This is a genomic window from Pseudomonas sp. MIL9, assembly GCF_016887925.1.
Lineage (GTDB): Bacteria > Pseudomonadota > Gammaproteobacteria > Pseudomonadales > Pseudomonadaceae > Aquipseudomonas > Aquipseudomonas mohnii.
Genome location: NZ_JAFEHE010000020.1, coordinates 232468 through 245177 on the forward strand (window position 1 = coordinate 232468; position 12710 = coordinate 245177).

General features: G+C 59.1%; 12 protein-coding genes. 5 read left to right on the plus strand and 7 right to left on the minus strand.

Annotated features, from left to right (window positions below; all coding sequences use genetic code 11):
* Positions 1–17: 17 nt before the first annotated feature.
* The 3 genes from JQF37_RS20680 to gcl form a co-directional block, all read right to left on the minus strand.
* Positions 18–911 carry a 2-hydroxy-3-oxopropionate reductase gene (locus JQF37_RS20680; RefSeq protein WP_130203758.1) on the minus strand — a complete coding sequence of 298 codons (894 nt, stop codon included), beginning with the start codon at positions 909–911 and terminating at the stop codon, positions 18–20.
* Positions 912–1061: 150 nt separating this feature from the next.
* Positions 1062–1844 carry a hydroxypyruvate isomerase gene (gene hyi / locus JQF37_RS20685; protein ID WP_090464084.1) on the minus strand — a complete coding sequence of 261 codons (783 nt, stop codon included), beginning with the start codon at positions 1842–1844 and terminating at the stop codon, positions 1062–1064.
* A gap of 151 nt (positions 1845–1995) precedes the next feature.
* Positions 1996–3771, minus strand: a complete 1776-nt coding sequence (gcl, locus tag JQF37_RS20690; protein WP_047531913.1) for a glyoxylate carboligase — start codon at positions 3769–3771, stop codon at positions 1996–1998.
* Between the two features lie 268 nt (positions 3772–4039).
* Here gcl and JQF37_RS20695 point away from each other — a divergent pair, with 268 nt between their 5' ends.
* Positions 4040–4480, plus strand: coding sequence for a heme-binding protein (locus JQF37_RS20695; protein WP_130203757.1), 441 nt, complete (start codon positions 4040–4042; stop codon positions 4478–4480).
* A 208-nt stretch (positions 4481–4688) separates the two neighbouring features.
* Positions 4689–5147 (plus strand): transposase, encoded by a 459-nt coding sequence (locus tag JQF37_RS20700; RefSeq protein ID WP_130203838.1) that lies wholly within the window; start codon positions 4689–4691, stop codon positions 5145–5147.
* Between the two features lie 128 nt (positions 5148–5275).
* Here the strand turns inward: JQF37_RS20700 and JQF37_RS20705 are convergent, their stop codons facing one another.
* Positions 5276–5881, minus strand: a complete 606-nt coding sequence (locus tag JQF37_RS20705; protein ID WP_090464078.1) for a TetR/AcrR family transcriptional regulator — start codon at positions 5879–5881, stop codon at positions 5276–5278.
* A gap of 134 nt (positions 5882–6015) precedes the next feature.
* Here JQF37_RS20705 and JQF37_RS20710 point away from each other — a divergent pair, with 134 nt between their 5' ends.
* Positions 6016–6930, plus strand: a complete 915-nt coding sequence (locus JQF37_RS20710; protein WP_130203756.1) for a DUF808 domain-containing protein — start codon at positions 6016–6018, stop codon at positions 6928–6930.
* Positions 6931–7008: 78 nt separating this feature from the next.
* Here the strand turns inward: JQF37_RS20710 and JQF37_RS20715 are convergent, their stop codons facing one another.
* Both JQF37_RS20715 and JQF37_RS20720 read right to left on the minus strand, forming a co-directional pair.
* Positions 7009–7797 carry a VacJ family lipoprotein gene (locus tag JQF37_RS20715; RefSeq protein ID WP_130203755.1) on the minus strand — a complete coding sequence of 263 codons (789 nt, stop codon included), beginning with the start codon at positions 7795–7797 and terminating at the stop codon, positions 7009–7011.
* The gene (locus tag JQF37_RS20720; RefSeq protein ID WP_130203754.1) at positions 7790–9088 is read right to left on the minus strand and encodes a serine/threonine protein kinase; all 1299 of its coding nucleotides are present in this window, start codon (positions 9086–9088) and stop codon (positions 7790–7792) included. The genes JQF37_RS20715 and JQF37_RS20720 overlap by 8 nt, the downstream gene beginning before the upstream one ends.
* A gap of 224 nt (positions 9089–9312) precedes the next feature.
* Here JQF37_RS20720 and JQF37_RS20725 point away from each other — a divergent pair, with 224 nt between their 5' ends.
* Positions 9313–9681, plus strand: coding sequence for a hypothetical protein (locus JQF37_RS20725; RefSeq protein WP_196586287.1), 369 nt, complete (start codon positions 9313–9315; stop codon positions 9679–9681).
* Positions 9682–9805: 124 nt separating this feature from the next.
* On the opposite strand, the gene JQF37_RS20730 is transcribed toward JQF37_RS20725, so the two are convergent.
* On the minus strand, positions 9806–11401 hold the full coding sequence (locus JQF37_RS20730; protein WP_130203752.1) for a beta (1-6) glucans synthase: 1596 nt from the start codon (positions 11399–11401) through the stop codon (positions 9806–9808).
* A gap of 300 nt (positions 11402–11701) precedes the next feature.
* Here JQF37_RS20730 and JQF37_RS20735 point away from each other — a divergent pair, with 300 nt between their 5' ends.
* Positions 11702–12553 (plus strand): glycine betaine ABC transporter substrate-binding protein, encoded by an 852-nt coding sequence (locus JQF37_RS20735; RefSeq protein WP_130203750.1) that lies wholly within the window; start codon positions 11702–11704, stop codon positions 12551–12553.
* Positions 12554–12710 lie beyond the last annotated feature (157 nt).

Consider the following 12710-nt stretch of genomic DNA (forward strand, 5'->3'; position numbering starts at 1 on the left):
AGGGATTTGTGCAGGCTTTATTTTTTGTCGCGAATCGAGAAGTTCGCCATGTGCTCCAGGCCTTTGATCAGTGCCGAGTGATCCCAGTTGCTGCCACCGATGGCCGCGCAGGTGCTGAACACTTGCTGGGTGTTGGCGGTGTTCGGCAGGTTGATGTTCAGCTCCTTGGCGCCTTGCAGGGCCAGGTTCAGGTCCTTCTGATGCAGGCTGATGCGGAAGCCCGGATCGAAGGTGCCCTTGATCATGCGCTCGCCGTGTACTTCGAGGATCTTCGAGGAGGCGAAACCGCCCATCAGCGCTTCACGCACCTTGGCTGGATCGGCACCGTTTTTCGAGGCGAACAGCAGGGCTTCGGCCACGGCCTGGATGTTCAGGGCCACGATGATCTGGTTGGCCACTTTCGCGGTTTGACCGTCGCCATTGCCACCGACCAGGGTGATGTTCTTGCCCATGGCCTGGAATAGCGGCAAGGCACGTTCGAAGGCATCGGCGTCGCCACCGACCATGATGCTCAGGGTTGCAGCCTTGGCACCGACTTCACCGCCGGACACCGGCGCGTCGAGGTACTGGGCGCCTTTCTCGTTGATCCTGGCAGCGAAAGCCTTGGTGGCGGTCGGCGAGATCGAGCTCATGTCGATCACGATTTTGCCTTTGCCAACGCCGGCGGCAACGCCATCGGCGCGGAACAGCACGTCATCGACCTGCGGGGTATCCGGCACCATGACGATGATGAATTCGGCTTCCTGGGCCACTTCTTTCGGGTTCGCCAGGGTAACGGCGCCAGCGGCGACCAGGTCGGCAGGCGCGGCGTCGTGGTGCGCCGACAGGAACAGGCTGTGACCGGCTTTCTGCAGGTTCGCCGCCATTGGGTGGCCCATGATGCCGGTGCCGATAAATCCGATTTTAGCCATGAGAAAATCCTCTTGTTTTTGTCTTGCTCAAGCAAATAGGGAACTGCTTTTTGTGGGAGTGAGCCTGCTCGCGATAGCGGTGTGCCAGGCAACATAGATGTTGAATGTGCCGGCCTCTTCGCGAGCAGGCTCGCTCCCACAGGATTTGTGTCAGATCGCGTTATGGGTTTTCAGCCAGCCCAGGCCTGCTTCGGTAGTGGTCAACGGCTTGTATTCGCAGCCGACCCAGCCCTGATAGCCGATGCGGTCCAGGTGTTCGAACAGGAAGCGGTAGTTGATTTCACCGGTGCCTGGTTCGTGACGCCCCGGGTTGTCCGCGAGCTGCACGTGGTTGATCTCGGCCAGGTGCGATTGCAGGGTGCGGGCCAGATCGCCTTCCATGATTTGCATGTGATAGATGTCGTATTGCAGGAACAGGTTGGCGCTGCCGACCTGCTCGCGAATCGACAGGGCTTGCGCCGTGTTGTTCAGGTAGAAGCCGGGGATGTCGCGGGTGTTGATCGCTTCCATCACCAGTTTGATGCCCGCCGCCTGCAGCTTGTCGGCCGCGTACTTGAGGTTGGCGACGAAGGTTTTTTCCACGGTGGCGTCGTCTATGCCTTGTGGGCGAATTCCGGCCAGGCAGTTGACCTGGGTGTTGCCCAGTACTTGTGCGTAAGCGATCGCCAGGTCGACACCGGCGCGGAACTCTTCGACCCGGTCTGGCAGGCAGGCAATGCCGCGTTCGCCCTTGGCCCAGTCACCGGCCGGCAGGTTGAACAGCACTTGGGTCAGACCGTTGGCGTCGAGCTTGGCCTTGATTTCGGCGGAGCTGAAGTCGTACGGGAACAGGTATTCCACGCCAGTGAAACCGGCCTTGGCGGCGGCTTCGAAGCGGGCGAGAAAGTCCTGTTCGGTGAACAGCATGGACAGGTTGGCTGCGAAACGCGGCATGGTGGTCTCCTGTAAATTTGTCATGCCCCTTGTGGGAGCGAGTTTGCTCGCGATAGCGGTGTGCCAGACAACATGGATGCTGAATGTGCCGGCCTCATCGTCGGAACGCCGCCCGGAGCAAGCTCGCTCCCACAGGGGTATTGATCAATAGTTAATCGAGCAACGAAATCGCCGTCGGTGCATCGTTGCCAACCAGCGCCAGGTCTTCGAATTCGTTGACGGCGTTGATCTCGGTACCCATGGAAATGTTGGTCACGCGCTCCAGGATAATCTCAACGATCACCGGCACCTTGAACTCTTCGATCAGCTCCTGGGCCTTGCGCAGGGCAGGCTGGATCTGAGCCGGTTCGAATACGCGCAGCGCCTTGCAGCCAAGGCCTTCGGCAACCGCGACGTGATCGACACCGTAGCCGTTGAGTTCCGGCGCGTTCAGGTTATCGAAGGACAGCTGCACGCAGTAGTCCATGTCGAAGCCGCGCTGCGCCTGACGGATCAGCCCCAGGTACGAGTTGTTCACCACAACGTGGATGTAGGGCAGTTTGAACTGCGCGCCCACCGCCAGTTCTTCGATCATGAACTGGAAGTCATAGTCGCCCGACAGCGCGACAACCTTGCGGTCCGGGTCAGCCTTGACCACACCCAGTGCCGCCGGAATGGTCCAGCCCAACGGGCCGGCCTGACCGCAGTTGATCCAGTGACGCGGCTTGTAGACGTGCAGGAACTGCGCGCCGGCAATCTGCGACAGACCGATGGTGCTGACGTAGCAAGTGTCCTTGCCGAACACCTGGTTCATCTCTTCATACACGCGCTGCGGTTTGACCGGCACGTTGTCGAAGTGAGTCTTGCGCTGCAGGCTGGCCTTGCGCTGTTGGCAATCCTGCAGCCAGGCGCTGCGGTTTTTCAGCTTGCCGGCGGCTTGCCATTCGCGAGCGACTTCGATGAACACGGTCAGCGCGGCAGCGGCGTCGGAAACGATGCCCAGGTCCGGGGTGAACACGCGGCCGATCTGCGTGCCTTCGATATCGACGTGAATGAACTTGCGGCCTTCGGTGTAGACATCCACCGAACCGGTGTGACGGTTGGCCCAGCGGTTACCGATACCCAGCACCACGTCGGATTTCAACATCGTGGCGTTGCCGTAGCGGTGCGAAGTCTGCAAGCCAACCATGCCGACCATCAGTGGGTGATCGTCCGGGATGGTGCCCCAGCCCATCAGGGTCGGGATGACCGGGATGCCGGTCAGTTCAGCGAATTCAACCAACAGATCGCTGGCATCGGCGTTGATGATGCCGCCACCGGCCACCAGCAATGGACGCTCGGCCTGATCGAGCAGGGCCAACGCTTTCTCGACCTGAACACGGGTCGCCGTCGGCTTGGCCAGCGGCAGTGGCTGGTAGGCGTCGATATCGAATTCGATTTCGGCCATCTGTACGTCGAACGGCAGGTCGATCAGGACCGGGCCAGGACGGCCGGAACGCATTTCGTAGAACGCTTTCTGGAACGCGTAAGGCACTTGGCCCGGCTCCAGGACCGTGGTTGCCCACTTGGTGACTGGCTTGACGATGCTGGTGATGTCGACAGCCTGGAAGTCTTCCTTGTGCATACGGGCGCGGGGTGCCTGGCCGGTGATGCACAGGATTGGAATCGAGTCGGCCGAGGCGCTGTAGAGCCCGGTGACCATGTCGGTGCCGGCAGGGCCGGAAGTGCCGATGCACACGCCGATGTTGCCGGCCTTGGTGCGGGTGTAGCCCTCGGCCATGTGCGACGCGCCTTCAACGTGGCGGGCGAGGACGTGATCGATGCCGCCGACCTTTTGCAGGGCGGAGTACAGCGGGTTGATGGCGGCACCGGGGATGCCAAAAGCGGTATCAACCCCTTCACGGCGCATCACCAGAACGGCGGCTTCGATTGCTCTCATTTTGCTCATGGTTTTGTGCCTCTTTACGTTTTGTAATTGTATACAAGTGGCTTTGCGCAGAGTGTATTCACGGCGGACGGCGCAGGTCAATCCATTTTCTCAAGCGGTTGTTTCATTCGTCGGAAGCCCTATTCAGTGTGGCTTTTCGTCGCATGTGGCGATTTTTGATAATTATTGTATACAAAAAAATAACTCATTGTGTTCTATTTGTCGCATCGGACTGCAGTGCATCGAGGCAGTCCAACGGCTTTCCGAAAAACAAAATGAGGACGGCACCATGAGCGCTTTAACCTTGAAAGTCGCAGTCAACCTGGTCAACGAGGCCATCACCGCGGGGCGTGCAATCAGCGCGGCACCGTTGACCATTGCGGTACTGGATGCCGGTGGGCATCTGATCACCCTGCAACGCGAAGACGGCGCCAGCCTGCTGCGCCCGCACGTTGCCATCGGCAAAGCCTGGGGCGCCATTGCGCTGGGCAAAGGCTCGCGCCTGCTGGCGCTGGACGCACAACAACGCCCGGCGTTTATCGCTGCGTTGAACAGCCTGGGCCAGGGCAGCGTCGTGCCGGCACCGGGTGGTGTGCTGGTTCGGGATCAGGAGGGGAAAGTGCTGGGGGCGGTAGGGATCAGCGGCGATCTGTCGGATGTCGATGAGCAGTGTGCGATCACTGCGATTGAGGCGTTGGGGTTGAGGGCGGATGCGGGGGTTGTGGCTTGATCTTCGGCGTTTGATCGAAAGTCATCGCTGGCAAGCCAGCTCCCAGGATCGTGCGTAGAGTCGAAATTCCGCGAACGACATAAAACCTTGTGGGAGCTGGCTTGCCAGCGATGGCGAACTCCAGATACATCAAGATAAAAAGCGGAACCTGCCAATCGCATAACTGCGGTCTAGCCTTCTGATGAACTCATCATCAGGGGGCAATGGATTGCCTGGTCTTCCCGCTTCAAGTCGTCTGCGAACTGGCCGTTATGTCGAGCCAAATCGAATCTATCTACTGACAACCAACACACTTCATCGTGAACCGATCTTTTCCGACTTTGCTCTGGGCAGATTGGTTGTTCATCAATTTCGCCGAGCACAAAATATTGGGTTGGCGAATTCTCTGGCTTGGATAGTCATGCCCGACCATTTCCATTGGTTGGTCGAATTGGAAAACTGTTCCCTGCGCAGACTGATGCGTGAGACGAAGTCTCTGATTACTAGAGAGGTGAACTTATACAGCGGAAGGAGCGGGGCGCTTTGGCAGCAAGGGTTTCATGACCGAGCGCTGCGGCGGGATGAAGATTTGGTGAAAATGGCACGGTATGTGGTGGCTAACCCGTTGCGAGCTGGATTGGTCGAGAAGCTTGGTGATTATCCGCTATGGGATGCCATTTGGGTTTGAGGCCGCACCGAGTCGCCTTCATCGCTGGCAAGCCAGCTCCCACAAGTATTTGTGTCGTTCACAGAGTTTGAATTCAACACAGAATCCCGTCGGAGCAGGCTTGCCGGCGGTAGCAGCACCAGGGTCTTTCAGTCCGGCTCACACCCTTTGAGCACCAACCGGATGATCGTCTGCGCCGCGGCTTCATAATCTTCTTCATCCAGCTTGGCCTTGCCGGTGATGGCGGTGATTTGCCAGTCGAAATCGGCGTAGGTCTGGGTCGCGGCCCAGATGCTGAACATCAGGTGGTTGGGGTCGATCGGGGCGATTTGGCCGCGGTCGATCCAGGTCTGGATGCAGTCGATGTTGTGTTTGGCCTGGCTGTTGAGCTGCTCGACCAAATCGGCGCTCAGGTGCGGGGCGCCGTGCATGATTTCGCTGGCGAACACCTTGGAGGCAAACGGCAGGTCACGGGAGATGCGGATTTTCGAGCGGATGTAGTTGCTCAGCACTTCGCTGGGCACGCCTTCGGGGTTGAAGGGGGTCGAAGCCTGCAGGATTGGCTCGATGATGCTTTCCAGCACCTCGCGGTAGAGGTTTTCCTTGGATTTGAAATAGTAGTAGACGTTGGGCTTGGGCAATCCCGCCTTGGCTGCGATGTCGCTGGTTTTGGTCGCAGCGAAGCCTTTGTCGGCAAATTCTTCACTGGCGGCACGCAGGATCAGTTGTTTGTTGCGCTCGCGGATAGTGCTCATAAACCAGGTGGTTCCTTGCCTGTACTGGCGGTTGCGCATGGTAGCACCGGCCTTTGGCGGCGCTCAAGAATGCGCCGTGCGGCGCTCGGCCGCGCTATGCTGCACGCCATTCATTCAAGAAGGAAATCCAATTCATGGCAGGAAGCAGTTTGCTGGTGCTGATCGACGACATCGCCGCCGTACTCGACGACGTGGCGTTGATGACCAAGATGGCCGCCAAGAAGACCGCCGGCGTGCTCGGTGACGATCTGGCGCTCAATGCCCAGCAGGTCAGCGGTGTGCGTGCCGAGCGAGAAATCCCGGTGGTCTGGGCGGTCGCCAAGGGCTCGTTCATCAACAAGCTGATCCTGGTGCCATCGGCGCTGGCCATCAGCGCATTCATTCCCTGGCTGGTCACGCCATTGTTGATGGTGGGCGGTGCTTACCTGTGTTTCGAAGGTTTCGAGAAACTCGCCCATAAGTTCCTCCACAGCAAGTCTGAAGACCAGGCCGAGCACGCCGAACTGGTTGAGGCGGTGGCAGACCCTGCGGTCGACCTGGTGGCGTTCGAAAAGGACAAGATCAAGGGCGCCGTTCGTACCGACTTCATCCTGTCGGCGGAAATCATTGCCATCACCCTCGGCACCGTGGCCGGTGCGTCGCTGACCCAGCAGGTGATCGTGCTCTCGGGCATTGCCATCGTCATGACCATTGGCGTCTACGGGCTCGTGGCGGGCATCGTCAAGCTCGATGATCTGGGCCTGTGGCTGACGCAAAAGCCCGGGCAGATGGCCAAGCGCATCGGTGGCGGGATTCTGCGCGCGGCGCCGTACATGATGAAAAGTCTGTCGGTGATCGGTACGGCGGCGATGTTTCTCGTCGGTGGCGGCATCCTGACCCATGGTGTGCCGGTGGTGCATCACTGGATCGAAGAGGTCGGCGCGGGCGCGGGCGGTGCCGGTTTTATCGTGCCGGTGTTGCTCAATGCGGCGGCGGGGATTGTGGCAGGGGCGGTGGTGTTGGTGGGGGTGATGGCTGTCAGCAAAATCTGGAAATGGCTTAAGGGCTGAGGTCAGGGTTCCTTTCAACAGAAACACCTATGACTGTGGGAGCGAGCTCGCTCCCACAGTCGTTTGTCGTGCCTGGAGTTACTCGGCAATCCGCAATTTGCGCGACTCGGTGTACACGTAGCGTACCTTCTCGTATTCGAACGGCGAGTTCAGTTGGCCATAGCGGAAGTTGGTCTGGTAGCGCTTGTCGATGCCGCGCAGTACCCAGATTTCCGGATGGTTGGAGCTGACTTCAGAGACGTTCAGGTAGTTGATCGCCGACTCCGCACTGAAGTCCACCACCAGCCCGCCGGTGTCGCGGATGTTCGAAGGTCCGAGGATCGGCAAGACAAAGTAGGGACCGCCCGGCACACCATAAAAGCCCAGGGTCTGGCCGAAGTCTTCGTCCTGGCGGGGCAGGCCCATGGCGGTGGCCGGGTCCCAAAGTCCGGCGATGCCGATGGTGGTGTTGAGCAGGAGGCGCCCGGTGATTTCCATCGAACGGTGGCCCTTGAACTGCAACAGGCTGTTCAACAGGTTCGGTACGTCGCCGAGGTTGTTGAAGAAGTTGCTGACCCCCGTGCGCAATAAGCTTGGCGTGACGTAGCGATAACCGTTGACCACCGGCAGGAATACCCACTGATCGAACCGGTAGTTGAAGTGGTACACGCGGCGGTTCCACTGTTCCAGCGGATCGTAGACGTTCAGCGCGCTGAGCGTAGAGCGTTCGAATTCACGCTGATCCAGCCCCGGATTGATCTTGAGTTTGCTCAGGGGTTCCTTGAAACCGTCGCTATCGACCACAACCGGGGCGTTGGCTTTGCTGTTGTCGGCGTTGGCCGTGCCGGCACAGAGCAACGCAGCGATAAGCAGGAGGTATTTAGCCACGGAAGAACTCCAGCATGGCGTCGCTGTTGACGCGGTAGTTAAGGTTGCCGCAATGGCCGCCCAGCGGATAAAGGGTCAGGCGATCGCCAAAGGTCTTGCGCAGGAAACCGAGGTCGCCAGGGCCGAGGATCACGTCGTCGGCGTTATGCATGACGGCGATTTTCGGGCTGTCGTGCAGGTAGTCCTTCAGCGCGTACAGGCTTACCTGGTCGATCAGTTGCAGCAAGCTGCCGCCATCGGTGCGGGCGCGCCACATCGGAATCACCTGTTCGGTGATGTAGCAGTCGAAGTCACACTGCAACGCGCGTTTGAGGAAAGGCGTCAGGCTGGTGCCCTCGGTGATCGGGTACTTCGGTGGGGTAATCAGGCCCCGGCGGTTGATCAGGTCAGAGGTGAAGGCAATGTCGGCCGCCGAGAAGCGGAACGAAGTGCCGATCAACATGGCCATCTGTTCGTTGCTCAGGTGCTGCTTGGACTGCTGGAAGTCGTAGAGCAGTGCATCGTTGAGATCGATGTAGCCTTTCTGCTGGAAGTAGCGGGTCAGTTTGTTCAGCACCAGCTCGTAGAACGTAGTGGTGTTGTTGATGCCCTTGACCTCGGTCTGCACCAGCTTGTCGAGGTTGGTGATCGAGGTGTAGAGATTCACCGGCGGATTGAGCAGAAGGACTTTCTTGAAGTTGAAGCTGCGGCGGGTCTCGTCCAGGTGCGCGACGAAGGCCGCATCCAGGGCGCCCAGGCTGTAGCCGCTCAGGTAGTAATCGGTCACGGGGACGCCGGGGTTTTGCGCACGCACGGCTTGCATCACCCGGTACATATCTTCGGCATCTTCCTTGCTGATGCCCGGCGTGGCGAAGCGTGAGGCGGCACTGATGAAGTCGAAGCTGGTTGGCGACGACAGTTGCACCACGTGATAGCCGGCCTTGTAGTAGAGCTTTTTCAGGTATTCGTTAATGCTGCTGTCATAGCGTGCGCCGGTGCCGGCGATCAGGAAGATCAGCGGTGCGGCTTTATCCTGGGTGGCAATGCGGTAAGTGAGTTTCTTTACCGCCCAGAAGTTGTCCGGCAAGTTGAATGCCCGCTCCGGGCGCAAGGTCATGCTGCGATCCGACTGATGGATGTCGTCGTCCAGCGGCAGCTCGGGACGCAAGTCCGGAGGCGTCGTGGCGATGGTCGCCTCGAACGGGTTGGTCAAGGGGAAGCCATAACTGGCGGCGTCGATATCGACCGCCATTGCGGACGCACTTAATATCAGGCCGCCAAACAGGGCAGCGAAGCGCAAGGAACGGAGCATGACTGGATCCCTTAAAAAAGGTGTCGAATGAAGTTCGCAGGCTATGACCATTGAATTTGCGCCAAAGTGCCACGCATCGGCACCAAACAGGCCTGATTTCGAAGTAATAGTAGCCGGACGATACAGGTTGCAGCGATTGAATGACCAGTTAACTGTTGTTAGCGCTTGCGTAAGGCTGTCGGGCGATTAAGCTGGCCGCCGTTTTTCGCTTATTGGAGTGCTTCATGTCCCGTCGTCTGCCCGTGATTTTGCTGCTTGTTTTGCTGCCTGTATGGCTGGCCGCCAGTTATGGCGCGCGTTACGGTTTCATGGAGGATGCACAATGGGTGGGCATCTGCGTGGATGAGGCGAGTCGTTGGGAATGCCAGGTCCGTTCGAATCTGGGTTTGATGATTCACTTCAACGTATTGGGCTGGAGTGCGTTGGTGGCTGCGGTGATCGGTTTCTTGCTGCCGGGGCGGGCAGGGTGGTGGTTGGCGGTGTTGGCGCTGGTGTTCGGGTTTCCGGCGCTGGCGCTGTACAACACGACCCTGGCGGTTTTTGCGGTAGTGATTGCCGGGTTGCGGTTGGTCAGGGCGTCAGCCAGCGCCTGATAATCCGCCTTCGCGAGCAGGCTCTCTCCCACATTGATCTCTGTCGTACACAAAATCTGTGAGCACTGAAGATCGGGTGTGGGAGCGAGCCTGCTCGCGAAAGGGCGGGTAGCTGTCACGAAGATCAGCTCTTGCGTACCCGCAAGCAGCGCCACAACGCGGCTACCATCAACACGCTCACCAGCGCCCAGCCCCAGGCCTGCTGGTTCTGCAAACCCTCGCGATACAACTGCGGCGCAATACCGGCACCGATGATGAAGGTCAGCAGGGCGATTTCGCGGCGCGGCACACTGACTGGGCGGCACAGATAAACCAGTGCCGGCACGATGAATGCGACGCTCGGGAAGCTGCGATAGCGTGGGTCGAACACCATTTCCAGCATCATCACTGCAGCAGCGAACCCTGTGGTCGCCACCCACCAACCCGCTCGTCGTTCCAGCGCATTGAACGCCCATCCACGCCAACCGGTGCGCGGGCTCAGCGTCAGCGCCGCATGGGCCAGCGCCAACAGGTTCAACGCTGTCAGCAAGGCAACCCAAAGCCATTCACTGCCAAAGCGCGTGGTAACTCGCGCCAGGTCGCCCCAGGCACCTATCGCGCAGGCGGCCAGGGCCCCCAGCAGCGGCAATACCAGCGCAGCGCGAGTACTGCGCACGCGACCGCCAAGGATCAGCGTACCGAGGAAGATCAAGCCACCCACCACCAGCCACTGCGACCAGTACGGCACGTTCGTCACCGGCCCGGCCAGCACGCCCTTGTCCTGGCGATCGGCATCGAACAGTCCCCAGTAGCCGCCGACCGCACCTTCGCTGGCGCGCTTCCACGGTTGGTCGAAGGCTTCGATCAGGTTGTAGTGCCAGCCCTGCTGCTCGGCCATGGCGACGAAACCGCGAATGAACTTGGCTTCATTGACCCGGCTCGGCAAAGCGGTTTCACGCTGGCGACCTTCGCTTGGCCAGCCGGTTTCGCCAATCATCACGTCCTTGGGGGCGAATTTGTTGCTGAACACCTGGCGCACTTCGGCCACATGTTGCAGGGCGGCGTCGATGTTCGAAGGATCGTCTTCCCAATAGGGCAGCAAATGGATGGTGAGGAAATCCACGGCTGGCGCGATTTCCGGGTGCTTGAGCCAGAACTCCCAGACGTCGGCATAAGTGACAGGCTGTTTGACCTGGCTTTTGACTTTATTAATAAGCTTCGCCAGTTGCGCGCCGGTGACTTCCTTGCGCAGCAGGGTTTCGTTACCGACGATCACCGCCGTGACCACGTCCGCGTTGGCGTTGGCCGAGGCGATCAACAGGTCGACTTCTTTTTCGGTGTCCACCGGATTGCTGTTGACCCAGGCGCCGATCATCAGCTTCAACCCGTGCTTGCGCGCCAGGTCCGGCAGCGCCTCAAGACCGGTCATCGAGTAGGTGCGGATGCACTCGAAACGGGTCGCCAGCAGGGCGAGGTCGGCGTCCATGCGCTCGGGGCGCAGTTTGAACGGCTGATCGAACGGCGATTGGTCCTTGTCGAAGGGGGTGTAGGAGGCGCATTGCAGCTTGTGCGTCGCGCTGGCGACGTCCGGCAGAATCACCGGTTTGCCGAGGCCGTACCAGAAACCACAGAGGGCAAAGAGGCCCAGCAGGCAGGCGAAAAGATAAGCGAAAAAAGGGAAGCGAGATGTCGCAGGCATGATCAGGCCGTCTGGGAGCAAAGCGGCGCATGTTACCTGCATTTGCCGTGTGCTTGGTGGCCCGCATGATTTTGACATGCAAAGTTCGGGCGGATTGAGCGGCGAGTGTGCGGGGCCACGGATTAATGGCTTTCTGATGTCGTTTCTCGATGTCTTGAGGTCGCTGGCAGAGCAGGTCGCCCTTGTCGTCAGGTTGATTATCGGAGGCGTCAGTACCCTCGTTGATAAACGCGCTGATGATCGAACGGGTTTGCGGTGGGCGTGATGGGGGCGCTGTGCACCATAACAATACGTTGACGCGACTCGGCATCCGTCGAGCGCAGCACTTTCGGGGAAGTAACGATGAAGATGCGACGACTTTTAGGTGCAAGTGCCGCTCTGGTACTTGCGATTGGCTCCACATTCGCCAATGCCGAGAGCAAGACCCTGAGCATCGGTTACGTTGACGGTTGGTCCGACAGCGTCGCGACCACTCACGTAGCGGCAGAAGTGATCAAGCAGAAACTCGGTTATGACGTGAAGCTGCAAGCCGTTGCGACCGGGATCATGTGGCAGGGCGTGGCAACCGGCAAACTCGATGCCATGCTGTCGGCCTGGCTACCCGTGACGCATGGCGATTACTGGGCCAAGAACAAAGATCAAGTGGTCGACTACGGTCCGAACTTCAAGGACGCGAAAATCGGTCTGATCGTGCCGGAGTACGTCAAGGCCAAGTCGCTGGCTGATTTGAAAACCGATGAAAGCTTCAAGAATCGCATCGTCGGCATCGACGCAGGGTCGGGTGTCATGCTCAAGACCGAGCAGGCGATCAAGGACTATGACCTGACCGGCTATCAACTCAAGGCCAGTTCCGGCGCCGGCATGATTGCCGAACTGACCCGTGCCGAGAAGAAAAACGAATCCATCGCCGTCACCGGTTGGGTGCCGCACTGGATGTTCGCCAAATGGAAACTGCGCTTCCTGGAAGACCCGAAAGGTGTTTATGGCGCGGCTGAAACCGTGAACAGCATCGGCAGCAAGGAACTGGCAACTAAAGCACCCGAAGTGGCCAAGTTCCTGAAGAACTTCCAATGGGCCTCGAAAGACGAAATCGGTGAAGTCATGTTGGCGATCCAGGATGGCGCCAAGCCAGAAGTCGCCGCAAAAGATTGGGTGGCAAAACACCCGGAGCGTGTTGCCGACTGGACCAAGTAATCGCGAAGCAAGCGTCTAATCCGCGCAATGCAGGGTCGCCCGATATCCATGTCGGGCGGCCCTTTTTATTTCTGAAGGATTAATGTCGGGTGACGGCTGTTTTTTATCGGCCGGAAATTGGCGAAAACGTCATGTCGTTCTAAGACTAAGGTCGTCT

Excerpts from the sequence above, each read along its gene's own strand:
- JQF37_RS20680 (WP_130203758.1), bottom strand. The coding sequence starts at position 911 with ATGGCTAAAATCGGATTTATCGGCACCGGCATCATGGGCCACCCAATG.
- hyi (WP_090464084.1), bottom strand. The coding sequence starts at position 1,844 with ATGCCGCGTTTCGCAGCCAACCTGTCCATGCTGTTCACCGAACAGGAC.
- gcl (WP_047531913.1), bottom strand. The coding sequence starts at position 3,771 with ATGAGCAAAATGAGAGCAATCGAAGCCGCCGTTCTGGTGATGCGCCGT.
- JQF37_RS20695 (WP_130203757.1), top strand. The coding sequence starts at position 4,040 with ATGAGCGCTTTAACCTTGAAAGTCGCAGTCAACCTGGTCAACGAGGCC.
- JQF37_RS20705 (WP_090464078.1), bottom strand. The coding sequence starts at position 5,881 with ATGAGCACTATCCGCGAGCGCAACAAACAACTGATCCTGCGTGCCGCC.
- JQF37_RS20710 (WP_130203756.1), top strand. The coding sequence starts at position 6,016 with ATGGCAGGAAGCAGTTTGCTGGTGCTGATCGACGACATCGCCGCCGTA.
- JQF37_RS20720 (WP_130203754.1), bottom strand. The coding sequence starts at position 9,088 with ATGCTCCGTTCCTTGCGCTTCGCTGCCCTGTTTGGCGGCCTGATATTA.
- JQF37_RS20725 (WP_196586287.1), top strand. The coding sequence starts at position 9,313 with ATGTCCCGTCGTCTGCCCGTGATTTTGCTGCTTGTTTTGCTGCCTGTA.
- JQF37_RS20730 (WP_130203752.1), bottom strand. The coding sequence starts at position 11,401 with ATGCAGGTAACATGCGCCGCTTTGCTCCCAGACGGCCTGATCATGCCT.
- JQF37_RS20735 (WP_130203750.1), top strand. The coding sequence starts at position 11,702 with ATGAAGATGCGACGACTTTTAGGTGCAAGTGCCGCTCTGGTACTTGCG.